The 20,176-nt window shown below is 61.4% G+C and carries 19 protein-coding genes; all 19 read right to left on the reverse strand.

What is annotated here, in order from left to right; all coding sequences use genetic code 11:
• Window positions 1-193 precede the first annotated feature (193 nt).
• The 19 genes from MRY17_RS17820 to MRY17_RS17910 all read right to left on the reverse strand — a co-directional run bounded on the left by MRY17_RS17820 (window position 194) and on the right by MRY17_RS17910 (window position 19,899).
• Complete coding sequence (locus MRY17_RS17820) at window positions 194-1,483, reverse strand: flagellar hook-length control protein FliK (protein ID WP_181282794.1); 1,290 nt, start codon at window positions 1,481-1,483, stop codon at window positions 194-196.
• A gap of 82 nt (window positions 1,484-1,565) precedes the next feature.
• A complete protein-coding gene (locus MRY17_RS17825) occupies window positions 1,566-1,910 on the reverse strand; it encodes an Hpt domain-containing protein (protein ID WP_181282793.1) in 345 nt (114 codons plus the stop codon).
• A gap of 30 nt (window positions 1,911-1,940) precedes the next feature.
• Window positions 1,941-3,659, reverse strand: coding sequence for an ATP-binding SpoIIE family protein phosphatase (locus tag MRY17_RS17830; protein WP_191952128.1), 1,719 nt, complete (start codon window positions 3,657-3,659; stop codon window positions 1,941-1,943).
• Window positions 3,656-3,961 (reverse strand): STAS domain-containing protein, encoded by a 306-nt coding sequence (locus tag MRY17_RS17835; RefSeq protein ID WP_181282791.1) that lies wholly within the window; start codon window positions 3,959-3,961, stop codon window positions 3,656-3,658. The genes MRY17_RS17830 and MRY17_RS17835 overlap by 4 nt, the downstream gene beginning before the upstream one ends.
• 186 nt (window positions 3,962-4,147) lie before the next feature.
• Window positions 4,148-4,597, reverse strand: a complete 450-nt coding sequence (fliJ, locus tag MRY17_RS17840) for a flagellar export protein FliJ (protein ID WP_181282790.1) — start codon at window positions 4,595-4,597, stop codon at window positions 4,148-4,150.
• Window positions 4,598-4,600: 3 nt separating this feature from the next.
• Window positions 4,601-5,959 carry a flagellar protein export ATPase FliI gene (fliI, locus tag MRY17_RS17845; RefSeq protein ID WP_057721346.1) on the reverse strand — a complete coding sequence of 453 codons (1,359 nt, stop codon included), beginning with the start codon at window positions 5,957-5,959 and terminating at the stop codon, window positions 4,601-4,603.
• Window positions 5,949-6,713 carry a flagellar assembly protein FliH gene (gene fliH, locus MRY17_RS17850; RefSeq protein ID WP_191952129.1) on the reverse strand — a complete coding sequence of 255 codons (765 nt, stop codon included), beginning with the start codon at window positions 6,711-6,713 and terminating at the stop codon, window positions 5,949-5,951. Before fliH ends, fliI begins: the two co-directional genes overlap by 11 nt.
• 10 nt (window positions 6,714-6,723) lie before the next feature.
• Complete coding sequence (gene fliG, locus MRY17_RS17855) at window positions 6,724-7,740, reverse strand: flagellar motor switch protein FliG (RefSeq protein ID WP_057721344.1); 1,017 nt, start codon at window positions 7,738-7,740, stop codon at window positions 6,724-6,726.
• On the reverse strand, window positions 7,733-9,505 hold the full coding sequence (fliF, locus tag MRY17_RS17860; RefSeq protein ID WP_181282789.1) for a flagellar basal-body MS-ring/collar protein FliF: 1,773 nt from the start codon (window positions 9,503-9,505) through the stop codon (window positions 7,733-7,735). The genes fliG and fliF overlap by 8 nt, the downstream gene beginning before the upstream one ends.
• 16 nt (window positions 9,506-9,521) lie before the next feature.
• Window positions 9,522-9,851, reverse strand: coding sequence for a flagellar hook-basal body complex protein FliE (gene fliE, locus MRY17_RS17865; protein WP_017134937.1), 330 nt, complete (start codon window positions 9,849-9,851; stop codon window positions 9,522-9,524).
• A 257-nt stretch (window positions 9,852-10,108) separates the two neighbouring features.
• A complete protein-coding gene (locus tag MRY17_RS17870; RefSeq protein ID WP_191952130.1) occupies window positions 10,109-11,485 on the reverse strand; it encodes a sigma-54-dependent transcriptional regulator in 1,377 nt (458 codons plus the stop codon).
• A gap of 6 nt (window positions 11,486-11,491) precedes the next feature.
• On the reverse strand, window positions 11,492-12,703 hold the full coding sequence (locus tag MRY17_RS17875; protein WP_243352610.1) for a sensor histidine kinase: 1,212 nt from the start codon (window positions 12,701-12,703) through the stop codon (window positions 11,492-11,494).
• A 110-nt stretch (window positions 12,704-12,813) separates the two neighbouring features.
• Window positions 12,814-14,289 (reverse strand): sigma-54 dependent transcriptional regulator, encoded by a 1,476-nt coding sequence (locus MRY17_RS17880; protein WP_124433535.1) that lies wholly within the window; start codon window positions 14,287-14,289, stop codon window positions 12,814-12,816.
• 170 nt (window positions 14,290-14,459) lie between these two features.
• Window positions 14,460-14,756: a hypothetical protein gene (locus MRY17_RS17885; protein ID WP_057721890.1), complete on the reverse strand. Its 297-nt coding sequence runs from the start codon at window positions 14,754-14,756 to the stop codon at window positions 14,460-14,462.
• 25 nt (window positions 14,757-14,781) lie between these two features.
• Window positions 14,782-15,186 (reverse strand): flagellar export chaperone FliS, encoded by a 405-nt coding sequence (gene fliS, locus MRY17_RS17890; RefSeq protein WP_057721338.1) that lies wholly within the window; start codon window positions 15,184-15,186, stop codon window positions 14,782-14,784.
• 140 nt (window positions 15,187-15,326) lie between these two features.
• On the reverse strand, window positions 15,327-16,736 hold the full coding sequence (gene fliD, locus MRY17_RS17895; RefSeq protein ID WP_181282787.1) for a flagellar filament capping protein FliD: 1,410 nt from the start codon (window positions 16,734-16,736) through the stop codon (window positions 15,327-15,329).
• Window positions 16,737-16,817: 81 nt separating this feature from the next.
• Window positions 16,818-17,168 carry a flagellar protein FlaG gene (locus MRY17_RS17900; protein ID WP_181282786.1) on the reverse strand — a complete coding sequence of 117 codons (351 nt, stop codon included), beginning with the start codon at window positions 17,166-17,168 and terminating at the stop codon, window positions 16,818-16,820.
• A gap of 74 nt (window positions 17,169-17,242) precedes the next feature.
• Entirely contained in the window at window positions 17,243-18,661 is a 1,419-nt protein-coding gene (locus tag MRY17_RS17905; protein WP_181282785.1) for a flagellin, read from the reverse strand.
• A gap of 308 nt (window positions 18,662-18,969) precedes the next feature.
• On the reverse strand, window positions 18,970-19,899 hold the full coding sequence (locus MRY17_RS17910; protein ID WP_243352611.1) for a ketoacyl-ACP synthase III: 930 nt from the start codon (window positions 19,897-19,899) through the stop codon (window positions 18,970-18,972).
• Window positions 19,900-20,176: the final 277 nt, after the last annotated feature.

Genomic DNA, 20,176 nt, shown 5'->3' on the forward strand with positions numbered 1-20,176 from the left:
ATTCTGGGATTCATAGATCTACGGATAGGCAAGAGCAAGTGTTATGCCAGAGTTGTCTGAGAAGCCAGCAACACAAACCAATGTGGGAGAGGGCTTGCCCCCGATAGCAGTGTGTCAGTCAACAAATCTGCCGCTGATACACCGCAATCGGGGGCAAGCCCCCTCCCACACCTGGATATCTATTTGACTTGGGTCAGGCGTAGTAGTCGACGGCGCTGGAGCCGATCACCGTCTGAGTCACCGGCGCGACGGCCTCAGCCACCTCCACTTGGCCGCCGCTGTCGCCACCGCGTCCTGCGCTGGCGCTCACACCCCGCGCCTGGCCCTGCTGTTGCTGCTGTTCCTGCCCCCTGGATTGGTCGGACACGTTCACATCCACCTGCCCCATGCCCTGCTGGGCGAACATCTCGCGCAAGCGGCCGGACTGGTTTTCCAGCGCTTCACGCACCACCGCATGGCCGCTCATGAACGTGACCTGGGCCTGCTGGTCGGGCGTCATGTTGACCTTGATATCCAGACGCCCCAGTTCGGCCGGCTGCAATTGGATTTCGGCCGACTTGAGGCTGGCGCTGGAGAGGTACATCACGCGGTTGACCACTTCTTCGGTCCAGCCGCTCTGGTGCATGGCCAGCGGGGCGTTGACTACGGGTGGCAAGGCGTTGGCGGTTTTCGGCGTGGCGGCCTGGGTCAGCGCGGCCAGGCGGTTGGCGAAGTCATCCACGCGGGTGTCGCTGCCGGCGTCCTTGAGGTCCTTGAGGCCGTCATCGATCAGCGCGCCGAAGGCTTTGTCGCCGCCCTGCTCGGTGCTGTCCTTGGTGGCTTGTTGATCGACCATCGTGGCCAGGCCGGCCGCGAAATTCTGCGCGGCGGTCGGTTGATCCTGGGGAATGGTTGGCGCAGCTTTCTGCGACGCCTGGCTGCTGGCGGACACATGACCGCCCTGCTCCATCGCCAGGCGCACGGCGGGCATGGCGTCCAGAGGATCGGCTGCCGGGTCGAAGGCCGGCGGCTTGGCCTCATCGACCACGGCGACGGCGACCGCGGCAGCCACCGGTTGAGGCGTGTCATTCTCCACAGCCACCGCAGGTGCCGGCGTTTGCAGCGGGACGGCGACGGGTGTGACCGTGGCCATCAAGGCTGGATCCACCGGCGCATCGGTCGGGGGCTGTTGCGTCAGGGACGGGTCGGCGGGCGTATCCTCGGCCGCATCGTCGGCATCGGACGGCTTGGCAGGCAAGGGATTGCCGCTATCGGCAAGCGCCGGCGTACTGGCGGCAGCGGTGTCGTCGGCCGCTGTCGGCGCCGATTTGGCCGGGGCGCTGTCGGTTTTCAGGGCTGGTTTGGCACCCTGGTTGGCGAACACTTGAGCGAAGCCAGGGCCCTTGTCCCGTGGGTCCGCAGCCGCTGCCGCAGGGGTGGCGACAGGCGCTTGAGGCTTGGCCGCAGGGGCAGCCTGAAGGAGCGAATTGGGAGCGACTGGCATAGGTAAAGGTCTCCACTGCATGGGGTCGGGGATGCAGTACCTGGAGATAGAGCAAGAGTCGGGCCAGGTTTGCAGCGAAGGCTCATGCGCTGAAACGCTGGCGCTCGGATTCGTACATGGGCTTGACCAGCGCGAACTCATGATCAATCTGATCAACCAATGCGCCCAGATTGGAGGCGGGCTTGACGGACTCAAGTTCCAACCGCTGACACAACTGCGCCAGGCGCACCGCGCCGAGGTTGCCACTGCTGCCCTTGAAGCTATGCGCTATGCGCCCCAGCGCCTTGGCATCGTCGCGCGCCTTGCGCAGCGCATCGATGCGCTTTTGGGAGTCATCGAGAAAGGTATCGAGCAGCTTGGGGTACTCACCTTCCATGACCTCTTGCAAACCCGACAGCACGTCCGGGTCCAGATGTAGATCCACCACTTGCTCGCTCCTTGATCAAGAATTGACGGATTATGCCAGAGCCTTCCAGCAAAACTCCACGCAGACGCAGCGCCCGCCATCGGACCAGCGTACGTCGCCGCTCAGTTGACGCACCAGGTTCAAGCCGCGGCCGGACAGACGGTCAGCCTCCAGCGGCCGGGCCAGCACCGCGTCAACATCGAATCCAGGCCCGCTGTCCTCGACACGCAAGGCCATCTTGCCGCCCTGCGCAGTCGGGGTCACCTGCACATGCACCCGGATATGACCGCTGTTCAATTGCGCCAGCCGCTCATTGCGCAGGCGGTAATACTGCGCAAACCCTTCGGCATCCCGTTTGAGCTGCGAATCCAGGCCCAGCACGCCATGCTCGAGGGCATTGGCATACAACTCGGCCATCACCGTGTAGAGCGCACCGCTCTGTTCACGCAGGCCGTGCACCTCCAGCAGCAATTGCAGCAGGTACGGCAACGGGTTGTAGCGCCTGAGGGTCTGCGCGCGAAATTCGAAACTCACCGACCAATTCAGCGGGCACGACTGGCCACTGTCGGAATACATAGGTTCCGCCACGCGCAGCGGCTGGCCGGAGAGCAAGGAGATTTCAACCATGCTGACGTCGTCGCGGGCCTCACCGCGAAAGGCCGCCAGCGCCTGCTCGATCTCCTCGAACAAGCGGTCGGGCTCGCGGTTGGCGGCAAACACCTGCTGCAAACGCTCGGCGCCGAATAACTGGTCATTGGCGTCGGCGGTGTCCAGCACTCCGTCAGAGAGCAGGAACACCCGGTCGCCCAGGGCCATGGGCCAGACTTCGGTGCTGTCATCGAATGCCTGGGCCGACAGCACGCCCAACGGCAGATGCCGCGACATCAACGGCGTGCGCTTGCCGGTGACGACCTCATGCACATAGCCCTCGGGCATGCCGCCGTTCCACACTTCCACCACGCGCCGCTCGGTGCTCAGGCACAACAGGGTGGCGCAGCAGAACATATCCACCGGCAGGATGCGTTTGAGCTTGGCGTTCATCTCGCGCAGGATCTGCGCCAGCCCATAGCCCTTGGCGGTCATGCCGTAGAACACTTCGGCCAGGGGCATGGCCCCGATGGCGGCCGGCAGGCCGTGGCCGGTGAAATCGCCGAGCAACACGTGCATGTCACCGGATGGCGTATAAGCGGCCAGCAACAGGTCCCCGTTGAACAGCGCATAGGGCGATTGCAAGTAGCGGATATTCGGCGCCGCGTTGATGCAACCCGAATGCGCGACCTTGTCGAACACGGCCTTGGCGGCGCGCTGCTCATGCAGCAAGTAGTCGTTGTGCCGGGCGATCTGGTCACGTTGCTGCAGCACCATGGCCTGTAACCGCCGCAGGCGGTCCATGGCGTTGATCTTGGCGGCCAGAATCAGCTGGTTGTAGGGCTTGGGCAGGAAATCGTCGCCGCCGGCATCCAGGCACTCGGCCAGTGCGGCGTTTTCGCGCAGCGAGGTCAGGAAGATGATGGGGACCAACTGCTCACCCGCCAACTGCTTGATCCAGCGCGCAGCGAGAAAACCATCCATCACCGGCATCATCGCGTCCATCAACACCAGTTGCGGGCGCTCGCGCGCAAACACTTCAACGGCCTGCTCGCCATTGGTGGCGGTGAGCACATGGTGACCCTGACGCCGTACGATGGTCGACAACAACAGCAAGTCGGCGGCACTGTCTTCGGCAATCAGGATCGTCAGCGGCTCGGACAAGGGGGCCAGGACTCTCACGAGATATCGAACAGCTTGTCGAAATTGGAAATGGCGAGGATCTTGCGCACGTCGGGGCTGCTGTTGCTGACGCGCACTTGCGACTCATCGCCACCGGCATGGTCCCGGAGAAGCAGGAGCATGCCCAGGGCCGAACTGTCCATGTAGGTGGTTTCCTTAAGATCGACCACATACAACTCGGGCACCTTGTAGTAACGCTCGTAAGCCTCGCGAAATGCCTGGTGGCTGCCGAAATCGAACCGGCCCTTGATTGAAATCGTCAATTTCTTCCCGTCCAGGGATACTTCTGACTCGATTGACATGTGACTGCTTCCTTGTCATTGGTCTGTGCAACAAGGTTTAGCAGGCGAACCCGATCTGAGCAACACAGCAAATCAAATGTGGGAGGGGGCTTGCCCCCGATTGCGGTGTGTCAGCTAAGAATTTCTTGACTGTCACACTGCCATCGGGGGCAAGCCCCCTCCCACATTTTTTTCCTGCTGCGTTGGTTAAAACTGTTCCTGGCGCGGAAGGCGCTGGGACAGTTCATCCAGCAGTTTCTGCTCGCGCTTGTCTTCGATGGCCCGCGCTTCATCGATATAGCGCTGCACCAGCTTGCGCAACCCTTCGACGCGGGCAAATGCCGCCTGCCAGCTTTCACGGGCCTTGTCGAGGTTGTTCTGGTGCCAGACCAGGCTCTGGCGCTGCTGGCCGACGGCGGTTTCCAGCTGATTGAGAAAGCCCTGGTACCCCATCAGCCACTGGCCGGACACGCCCTTGCTGCCACGCTCGATCCACTGCTGCTGATATTCAAGGCGAAAGCGTTCCAGGTCACCCAGCTTGCTTTCCGCCAGACGCACCTGGCCCTGGAAATACCCCAGGCGTTGCACGGCGGCTTTTTCGGCCTTTTCGGCCATCTCCACCACCGGGGCCAGGCGCGCGGCGCGGCTGTTGGCCATGGCTTAGCCGCCTGGCGCGGGGGCGAAGATGGACTGCAGATGCGCTTCGCTTTCGCCCATGCTGATCTTGTCGTTGAGGCCCTGGCGCAGGTAGGTCACCAATTGCGGTTGCAGGGCAATGGCCAGGTCGGTCTCGCGATCGCCACCGGCCACGTAGGCGCCGACGCTGATCAGGTCGCGGCTCTGCTGATAGCGCGACCACAGCTGCTTGAAGTATTGCGCGCGGGCCATGTGTTCCGGCGTGACCACCGCCGGCATCACCCGGCTGATCGACGCTTCGATATCGATGGCCGGGTAGTGCCCCTCTTCGGCCAGGCGCCGCGACAGCACGATGTGCCCATCGAGCACGCCCCGCGCCGAGTCGGCAATCGGGTCCTGCTGGTCATCGCCTTCGGACAATACGGTGTAGAACGCGGTGATCGAGCCCCCGCCCGCCTCGGCGTTACCGGCACGCTCCACCAGCTTGGGCAGCTTGGCGAACACCGACGGCGGATAACCTTTGGTCGCGGGCGGCTCGCCGATGGCCAGGGCGATCTCGCGCTGGGCCTGGGCGAAACGCGTGAGCGAGTCCATCAGCAACAGGACGTTCTTGCCCTTGTCGCGAAAATATTCGGCGATGCGCGTGCAGTACATGGCGGCGCGCAGGCGCATCAGCGGTGCATCGTCCGCCGGCGAGGCGACCACGACCGAGCGCTTGAGGCCTTCTTCGCCAAGGCTGTGCTCGATGAACTCCTTCACCTCACGGCCCCGCTCGCCGATCAGCCCCACCACAATGATGTCGGCTTCGGTAAAGCGCGTCATCATGCCCAGCAACACCGACTTACCCACACCGGTACCTGCGAACAGGCCCAGGCGCTGGCCGCGACCGACCGTCAATAAACCGTTGATGCTGCGAATGCCCACGTCCAGCGGCACGCTGATGGGGTTGCGGTTGAGCGGGTTGATGGTGGGGCCGTCCATCGGCACCCAGTCCTCGGCCTTCATGCCGCCCTTGCCATCCAGCGGGCGACCGGCGCCGTCGAGTACGCGTCCAAGCATGCTGATGCCCATCGGCAAGCGCCCGGTATCGGCCAATGGCACCACGCGGGCACCCGGGGCGATGCCGGCGAGGCTGCCCACCGGCATCAGGAAAATCTTGTTGCCGGAAAAGCCCATCACTTCGGCTTCGACCTGCACCGGGTGGTAGCTGTCGTCGTTGATCACCATGCAGCGGCTGCCCATGGCGGCGCGCAGGCCCTCGGCTTCGAGGGTCAGGCCGACCATGCGCAACAGGCGCCCTTCGAGGATCGGCTGGCCGGGCAACTGCGTGGCCTCGGCATAGCTGTCCAGACGCTTGGCGAAGCTGGTGCGATCAAGGCGCATCGGTGGCGTCCAGGTCAACGCTCAGGTCAGGCTCGGCCGGGTGCAGCGCCTGTTCATGCAACTGGTCGAGCAGCTTGGCCATGATCTGGCTGATGCGGGTTTCCACCGTGGCATCGATGCGGCTGTGCTCGGTCTCGACACGGCAACCGCCGGGCTGCAGCGCGGCGTCTTCGACGATGCGCCAGGTTTCTTCATGGCGCTCGCGCAAGGCTTTGACCTGCTCGAAATCCTGCGGATTGATGTACAGCCGCACGTTGCCCACGCCCAGGGGCAGCAGCTTGAGGGCTTCACGCATCACGCTTTCGATCTGGCTCGAATCAAGCACCAATTCGCGCTGGATCACCTGGCGCGTGATGTGCTGCACCAGGCCGACCATGGATTTTTCCAGCTGCGAGTCCTGCTCGGCGATGGGGTCGAACAGGTTACCCATCAAGCGCTCCAGGCTGCTCAGCTTGACGCTGAGCGCCTCTTCGGCTTCCTGGCGGACCTTGAGGGTGGTGCTGCGAAAGCCATCTTTTTCACCCGCCGCGAAGCCTTCGTTGTAAGCCTCCTGACGGATGGCTTCCAATTCTTCGAGGGTCAGTGGCTGGACTTCGTCCAGCGGCACTTCTTCCATCTGTGCCGGCGGTTCCTCCACCGGCTCAGGCTCCGGTTCCGGCACGTGGGGGTCGAAGCTGGGCAACGACCAGATGTCGAACCCGCCGACATCCCGGGCGCGAATCAGATCGCTGGGCGTCTCATCTTTGTTCGACATGCAGGGCGCCTTAGATCATTTCTTCGCCGCCCTTCCCGCCGAGAACGATTTCTCCGGCTTCGGCCATACGGCGGGCAATGGTGAGGATTTCTTTCTGCGCGGTTTCCACGTCGCTGACGCGCACCGGACCCTTGGCTTCGAGGTCGTCGCGCAACAGTTCCGAGGCGCGCTTGGACATGTTCTTGAAGATCTTTTCCTTGACGCCCTCGTCCGAGCCCTTGAGCGCCAGCACCAGTACGTCAGAGGACACTTCGCGCAGCAACGCCTGGATGCCACGGTCGTCGACATCGGCCAGGTTGTTGAACACAAACATCAGGTCTTCGATCTGGCCGGACAGGGTGTCGTCGATCTCGCGGATCGAGTCCATCAACTGGCCTTCGACCGAGCTGTCGAGGAAGTTCATGATGTCGGCCGCCCGCTTGATGCCACCCAGGGTGGTGCGCGAGGCGTTCGAGTTGCCGGAGAACTGTTTCTCCAGAATCGTGTTGAGTTCCTTGAGCGCCGCCGGCTGCACGGTGTTCAGCGACGACACGCGCAGGATGATGTCCAGGCGCACTTTATGATCGAAGTGGCCGAGCACTTCACCGGCCTGGTCCGGGTCCAGGTAGGCCACCACGATCGCCTGGATCTGCGGGTGCTCGTAGCGGATCACGTCGGCGACCGCGCGCGGCTCCATCCACTTGAGGCTGTCGAGGCCGCTGGTGTTGCCACCGAGCAGGATGCGGTCGATCAGGCCGTTGGCCTTGTCTTCGCCCAGGGCCGAGGTGAGCATTTTGCGAATGTAGCTGTCGGAGCCGACGCCCAGGCTGGTCTGGTCGCCGACGATCTCGACGAACTCGCTCATCACCTGCTCGACTTGCTCGCGGTGCACATTGCGCATCTGCGCCATGGCCACGCCCACGCGCTGGACCTCTTTGGGCCCCATGTGGCGCAGCACTTGGGCAGCATCGGTTTCGCCCAGCGACAGCAGCAGCACGGCGGCTTTGTCGACCCGGGAAAGCTTGGCCACAGCGACTCGATCATTCATCAGCGTTAATCCACTCTTTCACGACCTGGGCCACACGGCCCGGGTCTTCTGCCACCAGACTCTTGATTGCGTTCAGCTGAGCGTCATAGCCTTCGCTCGGGCTTGGCAACAGGATGCTTTGCGGGCCGCCCAGGCTGACGCGGTCGTTGGCCAACTCGCCGTCCAGGCCACCCATGCCGCCCAATTCGACGTCGCCGCCGGCCAGGGCCAGTTGTTTCTTGTTGCCGCCGGTGATGTTGTTGAGCACCGGGCGCAGCACGCCGAACACCAGTACCAGAATGAACAACACCCCCAGCACTTGCTTGACGATGTCCCAGAACCACGGCTGGGTGTAGAACGCCGGGTCCGCGATCACTTCGCCGCGCTCGGCGGAGAACGGCATGTTGATCACGCTGACGCTGTCGCCACGGCTGGCGTCGAAACCGACGGCGTCCTGCACCAGGCGGGTGAAGCGCGCCAATTCGTCGGCGCTCCACGGCGCGCGGGTAACGGCGCCGTCAGCGGCGTTGAGCTTGACCTGGTCATCGACCACCACCGACACCGACAGGCGATTGATCTTGCCCTGCTGCTGCTTGGTGTGGCTGATGGAACGGTCGAGCTCGAAGTTCTTGGTGGACTGGTTACGTTTGTCCGCCGGGTATGGCGCGAGCATCGGCTGGCCGGTGGCCGGGTCCATGATCTGCTGGCCGTTGGCGTCCAGCAGCGGTTGGCCAGCGGCGATCGCGCCAGCGGTGGCAGCGGCGCCGCCGGTGGTTTGCGGTGCCGAAGCCGGTGCCGGCGGCTGGTTGCTCAGAGCACCCGGCACGCCTTGCGGGCCATTGCTGGCGGTGCGTTGTTCGCTGGTGGACTGCTCGCTGCGCAGGGCGGGCTGGTCCGGGTTGAATTGCTCGGACGTCGATTCGACGGCGCTGAAATCCACGTCGGCGGACACTTCAGCCTTGTAGCGGTCGTTGCCCAGCACCGGCTGCAGGATGTTGTGCACGCGCTGGGTGAGCATGCTTTCCATGCGGCGGCTGTAATCGAACTGCTTGCCGGCCTGGGTCAGCGCGGAGTTTTCGGCCATGTCGGAGAGCAGGTTGCCCTTCTGGTCGACCACGGTGATCTGCGACTTGCTCAGCTCGGGAACGCTGGTGGCCACCAGGTTGATGATCGCCATCACCTGGCCAGGCTCAAGGGAGCGGCCGGAAAACAGCTCGACCAGCACCGAGGCGCTGGGCTTGCGTTCGTCACGCACGAACACCGAGCTTTTCGGAATTGCCAGGTGCACACGGGCACCCTTGACGTTGTTCAAGCTGGAGATGGTGCGCGCCAGTTCGCCTTCCAGGCCACGACGGTAGCGGGTGGCTTCCATGAATTGGCTGGTACCCAGGCCCTGGTCCTTGTCGAGGATTTCAAAGCCGATATTGCTGTCGGACGGCGTCACGCCGGCGGCTGCCAGCTTCATGCGCGCACGCGCCACATCATCGGCCTTGACCAACAAGGCGCCGGAGTTGGGCTCCACGGTGTAGGCGATGTCGGCGGCGGCGAGGGTTTCCATGATCTGCTTGGAATCCATGCCCGCCAGGCTGCCGTACAGCGGCCGGTAATCAGGTTGCTGCGACCACAACACCACGGCGAAACCAATCGCCACGCTGGCAGCCAGGCCGACCATCAGGCCCACCTGACGCAACATGGTCATTTCGGATAGATTTTCCAGGAACGACAGGCCAAACAGCGGCGGTTTGCCGTCTACCTTGGCGGGTACGTTGTCGATTGCTTCTGCCATGAGTTAACTCTCGCCCTTAAACCGGCATCTGCATGATGTCTTGATAAGCCTGGACCAGCTTGTTACGCACTTGGGTCAAGGCCTGAAAGGACACACTGGCTTTTTGCGAGGCGACCATCACATCGGTGAGGTCCACGCCGCTTTTACCGATCTCGAACGCCGTCGCCAACTGGCTGGAAGCCTGCTGGGTATCACTGACTTTATTGATTGCCTGACCGAGCATGTCGGCAAAACTGCTTTGGCCCAATTCCGGCGCTGGCGCGACGGATTTCGGTTGAGCCATGGCATCCATTTGCATGGAGCGCATATCCAACATCAACCGATTGAACTCAATACCCTGGCTCATGAACTTCTCTCTCCGACGACCCGCAATTTTTTGACACTACGCAGCGGTTACCAGGGGAAGGTGCAACAAGGGTGCCAGCTCTGTAGCAACTCGTAAGAAAAGGCGACAAAGCTTGTCGACCTTGTTACCGCACATTTTTTTGTAGGAGCGAGCTTGCTCGCGAAAAACCTCAACGATAACGCGTGCTCCCTGGATGTTCGCGGCGTCCATGAGTGCTTCGCGAGCAAGCTCGCTCCTACAAAGGCATTCGCGCGAAGTCAGGTGGCGAACAGATACGCTTCCACGTCCATCCCGGCATCGCGCATCTGCGCCAGCTTGTAGCGCAGGGTGCGCGGGCTGATGCCGAGACGTTCGGCCGCTTCCTTGCGGCGGCCGCGCTCGGCGCGCAGGGTGTCGATGATCATCTGGAATTCGCGGCGGCGCAGGTCATCGCCCAGGGCACCGGCCGATTCCGCTTCGGCGACCACCGGTGCCGGCGCAAGACTTGGCAACGGCACCACGCCATTGCCCATGGCCAGGCAGAAATCCTGGGGCTGGATCAAGCCGCCCTGTTGCAGGATCAGCGCACGCTGGATGGCATTGTCCAGCTCGCGCACATTGCCGGGCCATGGATAAGCGACCAGGCAGGCCTGGGCCTCAGCCGAGAGCCGCGCCTGGGCGTGCTTCATTTTTTTGACGTGGTTGTTCAGCAGGCGCTCGGCCAGGGGAATGATATCCGCCGGGCGTTCGCGCAACGGGCGCCAGGCCAGCGGGAACACCGACAGGCGGTAGAACAAGTCTTCGCGAAAGCGCCCCGCCGCCACTTCTGCGGCCAGGTCGCGGTTGGTGGTGGCGACCACGCGGATATCCAGCTGGATCGGCTTGCGCGCGCCCACCCGCTCCACTTCGCGCTCCTGCAACACCCGCAGCAACTTGGCTTGCAGGCCCAGAGGCATTTCCGAGATTTCGTCGAGCAGAATGGTGCCGCCGTCGGCCTGTTCGAACTTGCCGGCCTGGGCCGCGATGGCGCCGGTGAACGAACCCTTTTCATGGCCGAACAGGGTGGCTTCGAGCATGTTGTCCGGGATCGCCGCGCAGTTGATCGCGATAAAGGGTTGCAGGGCCCGACTGGATTGCTGATGGATATAGCGCGCCAACACTTCCTTGCCGGTGCCGGACTCACCCGAGATCAACACGGTGGAATCGCTGCGCGCCACACGGGCCGCCAGCTCGAGCAATTGCGCGCTGGCCGGCTCGAAGGCTATCGGACCGTCGCCCTCCACCGTCGAAATGACCCCAAGCGCATGCCGCGCCACCAGCTCGATCAACGCCTTGGGTTCGAACGGCTTGACCAGATAATCCGCCGCGCCCTGGCGCATGGCGTCCACGGCCCGCTCCACGGCGCCATGGGCGGTCATCAGCAGCACCGGCAATTGCGGCTGGCGTGCGCGCAGCAGGCCGAGCAACTGATGGCCATCCATGCCGGGCATGTTCACATCGCTGACCACCAGGCTGAAGGTTTCCCGCTCCACCGCTTCCAAGGCTTCCTCGGCAGAGCCGACCGCGCGGTAGTCATGGCCCGCCAACAGCAGCGTGTCAGCCAATGCTTCACGCAGGGCGCGATCGTCTTCAACCAGTAAAACCTTGATAGTCATGATCCTTTACTCCGCGCTTGCCACGCTGGAAAACAGCGGCAAGGTCATCAATGCACAGGTGCCGCGCCCCAGGCGGGAACGCAGCTGCAATTGTCCCTGATGGGCACGTGCCACTGCCTTGACCACGGTCAGGCCCAGGCCGGTGCCGTTGGTCTTGGTGGTGAAAAAGGGCTCGCCCAGGCGTTGCAGCACGGCCGGGGCTATACCGCTGCCACTGTCGCTGATGCACAGGCGCAGGGTTTGCTCGCGACGGTACAGGTGCACCTTGAGACGCGCACCCGGGCCGCTGGCCTGGGTGGCGTTTTCGATCAGGTTGAGCAGCGCGCCGACCAGAGTGTCGCGATTGCACAGCAATTCGCCCTGATGGCTGTCGCATTGCCAACGCAGGCTGGCGCCCTCGGTATGGGTGGCCGCCGCAGCTTGCAGGGCTTGCATCAACCCGGCCGGGGTCACACGGTCGGTCAACGGCAATTCGCCCCGAGCAAACACCAGCATGTCGCGCACCTGATGTTCCAGCTCATGCAGGCGCTCCTTGAGACGCCCGGCAAAGCGCTGGTGGGTGGCTGCAGGCAATTGCTCATCAGTCAAATGACTGGCGTAGATCAGCGCCGCCGACAGCGGCGTACGGATCTGATGCGCCAGGGAAGCGACCATTCGTCCCAACGACGACAAACGTTCATGACGCGCGAGCTGATCCTGCAGGTGACGGGTTTCCGTCAGGTCATTGAGCAGCACCAACTGGCCCGGTTCGGCGTCCAGGGACCGGGTGGCGATGGACAGGCGACGCCCGTCCTTGAGGGAGACTTCGTGGCCGTCATCCTCGCGCGGCGCGAAGCAGCGGGTGATCACGTGGCGCCACAGCTCGCCTTCAAGCGGCAGGCCGAGCAGGTCGCAGGCCGCCGGGTTGGCTTCGCGCACGCGACCCTGATCGTCGATGACGATCACACCACCGGGCAACAGCGACAGCAGATTCTGCAGGCGGTTGGCCAGGCGTTCTTTCTCGGCCAATTCCTGCATGCGCTGGGCGCTGACCACCGCCAGTTCGCCCTTGAGCTCGGACACCCGGGCCTCAAGCAGACTGTAGGAATCGGTCAGCTGGCTCGACATCTGGTTGAATTGCGAGAACGCCTGCTCAAGACCCTGGCGGGTCGGCGGCTCTACAGGCGAAATCAGCCCCTGGATGGCAGGGGCTGCAGATAGTTGGGCGGCGTGGGGCATGGTGCTCTCTCGCTTGGCTGACCGTCAGTTAAACGGAACGTTGCGAGGGCTGTAGCAATACCCGTGCCGAAAAAAATCTACTTATAAATCAAGACGCTGAAAAACAGGCGTCAATCATCCGCCTGTTCATCACCTTCTTTGCGGCTCATACCGTACTTGCGCATCTTCTCCACCAGTGTGGTGCGACGAATACGCAGGCGCTCGGCGGCGCGGGCGACGATGCCGTTGGCGTCGTCCAAAGCCTGTTGGATCAGGCCTTGTTCCAGGTTGCCGAGGTAGTCCTTCAAGTCAAGACCTTCGGGCGGCAGCATGGCCGTGGCGCCGAAGTCCGGCGTATGGCCGTTGATCGCCACGCGCTCTTCCATGTCACTGCGCAGGCTGTCGACCATCTGCTCGTCTTCATCGTCGACGTAGCGAAATTTCTTCGGCAACTCCACCACGCCGATCACACCGTAGGGGTGCATGATCGCCATGCGCTCCACCAGATTGGCCAGCTCGCGCACGTTGCCCGGCCAGCCGTGGCGGCACAGCGACATGATGGCAGCGGAATTGAAACGGATGGAACCGCGTTTTTCGTGCTCCATGCGCGAAATCAGTTCGTTCATCAACAGCGGAATGTCTTCCACACGCTCACGCAGCGGCGCCATTTCGATGGGGAATACGTTAAGGCGGTAGTACAGGTCTTCGCGGAAGCTGCCGACCTCGATCATGCTTTCAAGATTCTTGTGGGTGGCAGCGATGATGCGCACGTCCACGCTCTGGGTCTTGTTGCTGCCCACGCGCTCGAAGGTGCGTTCCTGCAACACACGCAGCAACTTGACCTGCATCGGCAGCGGCATGTCGCCGATTTCGTCGAGAAACAGCGTGCCGCCATTGGCCAGCTCGAAACGTCCGGCACGGCTGGTGATCGCCCCGGTAAAGGCGCCCTTTTCGTGGCCGAACAATTCGCTTTCCAGCAGCTCTGCCGGGATGGCCCCGCAGTTGACCGGCACGAACGGTCCGTCGCGTCGCTTGGAGTGATAGTGCAGATTGCGCGCGACCACTTCCTTGCCGGTGCCCGACTCGCCGAGGATCAGCACACTGGCGTCGGTATCGGCCACTTGCTGCATCATCTGGCGCACATGCTGGATGGCCCGGCTGGTGCCCACAAGGCTGCGGAACAGGTTGGGTTCACGGTGACGGCCGCGCTCGCGGGCCTGGTCGTACATCTCGCGATAGACCTGGGCGCGGTGCAGGGAATCGAGCAGTTTGCTGTAGCTGGGCGGCATTTCCAGGGTGGACAGCACGCGGCGACGCTGGTCTTCCGGCAGGTCGACGGAAGAAATTTCGCCCATCAGCAACACGGGAAGGAACTCATCCCAGGTTGACAGTGTCTTTAACAAGCCCAAAACAGCGCCAGGAGCGTTTACCGTCCCGATCAGCACACAAATGACTTCACGGCTCGACGCCAGCGAGCTGACAACCTGCTGCCAATCGTGGCTGGCGCAGGGCAAATTTTCTTCACCGAGAAAATTCAAAATCACCGCTAAATCGCGGCGGCGGACGCTATCGTCATCGATCAGCAGAATTTTGGTTTCACGCCACATGCAATAGCAACTTCCCTAGTAAAACTTCCTGCCCTGGAATGAGGGCAATCAAGACGTCTGTAAGACTTATTACCTACTAGACGTCTGAAATCTGAAAACAACACTAGTTAAGTCAAAAATGCTGGCACAGTCAAATATATGACGCACCGTTCGGACCAACTGAGCTTCTATCAGCCGAACAGATGGTAGACCTTTGACGCATTTTTAGCTTGGTTGATCTGCGCCATCTCTTCGAAAATCGCCTGGCGCTCGCCGGTCGTCACCTCAAGTAACTGCTGGTAAACCGCCAACAGACTCTCCAGCTTTTCCCGCAGCGCATCCTCGTCCACCGGCGCCTGGCTGAGCACGTCATCGATCACGTTGCGACAGCCCAGGTCCAGTTCGCCGATGGCATCCCAGTTGCGCGCAGCGAGTGCGTCGACCAGGGCTTCGCGGGTTTGATCAATGCGTTGCAGTGCGTGGCTCATGACGTGTTCCTCAAGGCCGATGGCCTTATTGTGCGGCGCCTTGGGGTGCAGCGATGGCATCCCAGCCTTCCTTGACGGTAATCAGCAGCTTGGCGACTTCGTCGATCATGTCGGCGTCATTGTGCAGATTGGCTTCCATCAGGCGGTTGGTCATGTAGACGTACAGCCCTTCCAACTGCTGCACATATTCCTTATTGCCGCCCTTTTCGGCATCCAGGCCATCACGCAGGCCAATCAGGATGTCGGTGGCCTTGCCCAGCATCAGCCCCTTCTGGGCGATGTCGCCGCGCGCCAGCGCGCCTTTGGCCTGGGCCATACGGTCAAGCCCGCCCTCCATCAGCATCTGCACCAGGCGATGCGGGCTGGCTTCAGAGATTTGCGCGTGGGAATTGACCTTCTGGTATTGGCGAAGGGCTCTCATGGGATTCATGTTTCTACCTCGTGACAGGCAACAGCGAGAAGGGTTGCAGTAACCATTATGTCGACGTAATCGCAAAAAACTTTAACCCGCCGGCCTTGGAAAAAACAAAGCCCAGGTCAACCGACCCGGGCTTTTTCATGCGCATTCAATCAGCTGTCGCTGCTTTGCGATTTACTGATCGCATTGAGCGTACCGAGGATGCTGTTGCTCTGTTGGCGCAGCTGCGCGACCAGGGTGTCCATGGCGGTGTATTTGCGCGTCAGCGAATCCTGCAAGGTGGTCAGGCGCTCATCCAGCGAGGTCTGTTGCTTGGTCAGGTCCTTCAGGCTGTCGGCCAGTGACGTGGTGCGCGTTGCCAGGATGCCGGTGCTGGGCTTGGCATAGGCGTCGGTCGCTGCCGTCAGACGCGCCAGCAGACCAGTCTTGCCGCTGAAGATACTGTTGATATCCGCAGGATTGCTCAGTACCGCCTTGTCCCACTGCTTGCTGTCGATGCTCAGTGCACCGGTGTCCTGGTCGGTCGTGACGCCAAACTGCGCCAGGGACTTCAAGGTGCCGTTACCGGACAGCGCGTTGAACTCGTTGCGAATCGCCCCCTGCAAGGTGCGCATGGTCGAGTCGCCGGTCAGGGTCGCCGCGATGGAGTTACCGGCGGCATCCTTGGTTACCTTGGTCTCGGCGTTCATGGCCTTGAGCAAAGCGTTATAGGTGTCGACGAAACCCTTGACCCCGGACTTCAGGGAGGTGGCGCTGGTGGACACGGAAATCGTCACCGCCGAACGAAGCGGATTGTCTTTATTCGGATCGTTGGCAAGAACGGTCGGCGAGACGGTGAGCAGCTTGATGCTCACACCACTCACCGCATCAGTAATGCTGTTGGTCTTGGATTCGGCAGCAATACCATCAATGGTGTACTTGGCATTCTGCGGAGGAGTCACCACGGTATAGCCGGTATCCACCCCCGAGTTACCCGACATGGTCAAGTCCGAACCGACGCCGCCGTTGGTGGACGTCAGGATCAGGCGCGAGCCGTTGGAGTCCGTCAGGATGTTCGCGCTAAGGCCGGCGGTGCCGAACTGCGAGTTGATCGAGTCACGCACCTGTTGCAGGGTCGCACCTGCCGGCACGCTCAAATCGAAGTTCTTGCCCGACTGGCTGATCGTCAGCTTCGTTGCGCTGGTGGTGTTATTCACCACGGTCGAGGCGCCACCGGCAAAACTTTTGGTCGACAGCTTCGAAGGCGTTGCCAACTGATTGACCACCAGCGAGAAGCTGCCGTTGGCGGCGCCCGGGTTGGCCGTCATGGTGGCGACCTTTTCGTCCGAAGAGCTACCGCTCAAGCCGGTAAAGCTGTTGTCGGTGCTCATGCTGGTCAGCGCACCGCGAAAGGCGTCCAGGGCAGCCTGGATCTTGCCGATCGAAGAAAGCTGGGTGGTCGCCTTCTGCGACTGGAGGTTGATCTGCGCCTGCTTCGGCGCACGCTCGGCATCCACCAGGGATTTCACAATCGCCTGGGTGTCGAAGCCCGACCCCACGCCAGTAATCGTTGTACCCGCCATCATCATTCTCCTGTTGCGGTGGCTGCCGTTATCTTGACGAACAACGCTTCAAGACCTGACGGCAACAAGTTTCGTGCCAGCTCAAGCCTTGTCGTCAAACAACACATGACTGGCGCTGGACAAGCTTTGCGCCAGCTTCAACGCGGTTTCCGAGGGGATCTGGCGGATGACTTCACCGGTATCGGTGGCAATCACCTTGACCACAACCCTGTGGGTGGAATCGTCAATGGAAAAATCCAGATTGCGCTGGGCCGCTTGTACGAATTCTTTAATATCAGTGACCGCTTTTTCCAGATCGCCCGTTTGGGACTTATCTGCGGCTGGCGCGGCCGGCTCAACCTTGCTCTTGTCTTTGTCGTCAACCACAGGCGCCATGGAGGCTTGAACGGCCTGGGGCGGATAAGACAGGTTCAGCTTCACATTCATGTCCACGTCCAATCTCCTCTGACTGGAAAAGACGAAAGGGCACGTAAACGCGCCCTTCCGTCAGTTACCAAGCGCCGTGATTACTGAAGCAGCTTCAGTACAGCCGATGGCAGCTGGTTGGCCTGCGACAGGATCGAGGTGGAAGCCGACTGCAGGGTTTGCTGCTTGGTCAGTTCAGCGGCTTCGGAAGCGAAGTCGACGTCCTGAACAGTACTACGGGCAGCGGTGCTGTTTTTCTGGATGTTGGACAGGTTGTCTACAGTGCTGGTCAGACGGTTCTGCACCGCACCCAGGCCCGAACGGGAGCTGGAGATGGTAGCGATAGCCTGGTCGATCACCGAAACAGCGTTCTGAGCCTTGGTGGCGTCGGTCACGTCAGTTTGCGAAACCGAAGTCTTGGCCGAAGCAGCCGAAGTGGCGGCGCCGAAGATACCGGTCACACCAGCGCCTTCCAGGGAGTAGCCCTTGGAGGAGTTCATGTTCACAGCACCGGTAGCGATCAAGCCGTCAGCCAGAGCCACGCCAGCACCGTAAGCGCCTGCGCCGTCTTTGGTGGCAACGGTGATGGTGCCGGCAGCGGTCGAAGCGCTGAAGGACAGGTTTTCACCGGTATCGGATTTAACCGACAGGGTACCCTTGGATTCGTCGTAGTTAACGCTGATACCCAGTTTGGCGGAGTTGGACTTCAACTGGTCAGCCAGGCTGGCAGTGTCAGTTACGCCAACGAAAGTGGTGGCTTGGCCGCCAACGGTCATGGTGAACGCAGCTGGAGCAGCAGCGGCACCTGCGCCGACTACGAACTGAGCTTCGGTGCTGGCGGTAGCGCCCAGGCCACCGATAGCGCCGTTGAGCTGGGCCGCGATGGTCTTGGCCGAAGCACCGGCTGCAACCGTCACGCTGTTGGTCTGGCCGTTGCCGGTTACAGCGATCGCGCCGCCGGCGACACCGGTGGTGCTTGGAGCGATTGCCAGGCTGTTGATCTGCTGCGAACCAATGTTGTTGGCGGCAACGTTGTCCAGGCTCAGGTTGATGGTTTCGTTAGCGTTGGCGCCAACCTGGATCGACTTGGTACCGTACGAACCGTCCAGCAGCTTCTGGCCGCCGAAAGTGGTGGTTTGAGCGATACGGGTCAGTTCCGAAGTCAGAGCCTGGTATTCGTCGTTGTTCGACTTACGGTCGTCGGTGCTCAGGGAGCCGGTAGCCGAGGACAGAGCCAGGGTACGCATTTTTTGCAGAATGTCGGTCGAAGCCTGCATTGCGCCTTCAGCGGTTTGCGCGATGGAGATACCATCGTTGGCGTTCTTCACTGCTTGACCCAGGCCGTTGATCTGGCTGGTGATACGAGTGGCGATACCCAGGCCAGCTGCGTCGTCTTTAGCGCTGTTGATACGCAGGCCGGAAGACAGGCGCTGCATGGAAGTGGCCAGGGCGCCGCCAGCTTTGTTCAGGTTGCCCTGAGTAGTGATCGAAGCAATGTTGGTGTTTACTGTTAAAGCCATGACGAAATCCTCGATGGATGGATACTGCGGCTTCCGGCCCTGGCAACCGCCGGGTGTGGCCTGAGAACCTACGTAATAGTTATCGTCGTGGTAGCCGGTTGCTTGAGGTTTTTTTTGATTTTTTTTACTAGCCCTGTGCCAGCCCTTGCAATTCAAGGGGTTAGGGCGCCGTATACGCGTGGTTTTTCAGGGTGCCGCAACGGTCATGGGGCTGCTGCGCAGCCCAGCGGGAGCAAGCTCCCTCGCCACAATAAAAAACGCCGATGATCTTTCGATCATCGGCGTTTTTTCATACGACCCTCAACGGCTCATGGGCGATACAGAATCGCCGAGCCCCAGGACAGGCCCACACCAAAACCGCTGATCGCCACGCGCTTCCAGGTGGCATCCATCACGTGCTTTTCCAGCAGCAACGGAATGCTCGATGACACGGTATTGCCGGTCTCTACCATGTCCTTGATGAACTTGTCCACTGGCGCATCTTCAAAACGGCGCGCCACGGCGTCAACGATGGCCGCACTGCCTTGGTGAATGCAGAACGCATCGATGTCATCGGCCTTGAGATCCGACTCGTCGAGCAGCTCGTGCAAATGCGCCGGCACCTTGAGCAAGGCAAAGTTGAACACCTGGCGGCCGTTCATGAAGAACACGCCGTCGCTGACCTTAAGGTGCGGCGCGCCGGAACCGTCGGTACCGAACTTGGATTTGCCCAGCAACCACAGCGCGTCTTCACCCATCCAGGTGGCAGTGGCGGCGTCGCCGAACAGCATGGTGGTGTTGCGGTCTTCCGGGTCGACGATTTTCGAGTACGGGTCGGCGGTAATCAGCAGGCCGTTTTTCAGGCCAGTGGCTTCCATGAAGCCCTTCATCGCGTAGATGCCATACACATAGCCGGAACAACCCAGGGAAATATCGAAGGCGGCCACATGGGTCGGCAGGCCCAGTTTGTCCTGGACGATGGCGGCGGTGTGGGGCAGCCCTTCTTCATCGCCGTTCTGGGTGACGACGATCACTGCGTCGATGGACTCGCGCTTCAAGTCCGGGTTGCCGGCAAACAAAGCGTTGACCGCTTCGACACACAGATCGGAGGTTTCCTGCGCCGCTTCCTTGCGCGGCAGGAAGGCCGACCCGATCTTGCCAATGATGAACTCTTCATCCTTGGCGAATTTGGCACCCTGGGCGTAGTTATCGATACCATCCGCCGGCACGTAACTGGCGATGCTTTTTATGCCAATCATTGTGGCTTCCCAATACTAAATAGCTGGAGAACACCTCAGGGCCTGCGCCCGAAGTGCTGACAATAAAAGGGTATAACCCCGAAAAAATTCGCTGAAAGCCGTCCCGCAAGGACCCTGTGACGACTCATCCTTTTCACACGATACAGTGAAGATGCGCTTTATGACTCACAAGTCACTCAATTTTGTGCGCTTTATGCAAACCCCCGCAACATTTCTGCCGCCAGAAACGACAACGGCCTCCCCTGTCGCCAGAGGAGGCCGCTTGCCGAACGCGCCC

It is taken from the genome of Pseudomonas orientalis (genome assembly GCF_022807995.1).
GTDB lineage: Bacteria > Pseudomonadota > Gammaproteobacteria > Pseudomonadales > Pseudomonadaceae > Aquipseudomonas > Aquipseudomonas orientalis_B.

Coding starts and splice junctions, on each gene's coding strand:
- MRY17_RS17820 (WP_181282794.1), bottom strand. CDS start 1,483: ATGCCAGTCGCTCCCAATTCGCTCCTTCAGGCTGCCCCTGCGGCCAAG.
- MRY17_RS17835 (WP_181282791.1), bottom strand. CDS start 3,961: ATGTCAATCGAGTCAGAAGTATCCCTGGACGGGAAGAAATTGACGATT.
- fliJ (WP_181282790.1), bottom strand. CDS start 4,597: ATGGCCAACAGCCGCGCCGCGCGCCTGGCCCCGGTGGTGGAGATGGCC.
- fliI (WP_057721346.1), bottom strand. CDS start 5,959: ATGCGCCTTGATCGCACCAGCTTCGCCAAGCGTCTGGACAGCTATGCC.
- fliH (WP_191952129.1), bottom strand. CDS start 6,713: ATGTCGAACAAAGATGAGACGCCCAGCGATCTGATTCGCGCCCGGGAT.
- fliG (WP_057721344.1), bottom strand. CDS start 7,740: ATGAATGATCGAGTCGCTGTGGCCAAGCTTTCCCGGGTCGACAAAGCC.
- fliF (WP_181282789.1), bottom strand. CDS start 9,505: ATGGCAGAAGCAATCGACAACGTACCCGCCAAGGTAGACGGCAAACCG.
- fliE (WP_017134937.1), bottom strand. CDS start 9,851: ATGAGCCAGGGTATTGAGTTCAATCGGTTGATGTTGGATATGCGCTCC.
- MRY17_RS17870 (WP_191952130.1), bottom strand. CDS start 11,485: ATGACTATCAAGGTTTTACTGGTTGAAGACGATCGCGCCCTGCGTGAA.
- MRY17_RS17875 (WP_243352610.1), bottom strand. CDS start 12,703: ATGCCCCACGCCGCCCAACTATCTGCAGCCCCTGCCATCCAGGGGCTG.
- MRY17_RS17880 (WP_124433535.1), bottom strand. CDS start 14,289: ATGTGGCGTGAAACCAAAATTCTGCTGATCGATGACGATAGCGTCCGC.
- MRY17_RS17885 (WP_057721890.1), bottom strand. CDS start 14,756: ATGAGCCACGCACTGCAACGCATTGATCAAACCCGCGAAGCCCTGGTC.
- fliS (WP_057721338.1), bottom strand. CDS start 15,186: ATGAATCCCATGAGAGCCCTTCGCCAATACCAGAAGGTCAATTCCCAC.
- fliD (WP_181282787.1), bottom strand. CDS start 16,736: ATGGCGGGTACAACGATTACTGGCGTGGGGTCGGGCTTCGACACCCAG.
- MRY17_RS17905 (WP_181282785.1), bottom strand. CDS start 18,661: ATGGCTTTAACAGTAAACACCAACATTGCTTCGATCACTACTCAGGGC.
- MRY17_RS17910 (WP_243352611.1), bottom strand. CDS start 19,899: ATGATTGGCATAAAAAGCATCGCCAGTTACGTGCCGGCGGATGGTATC.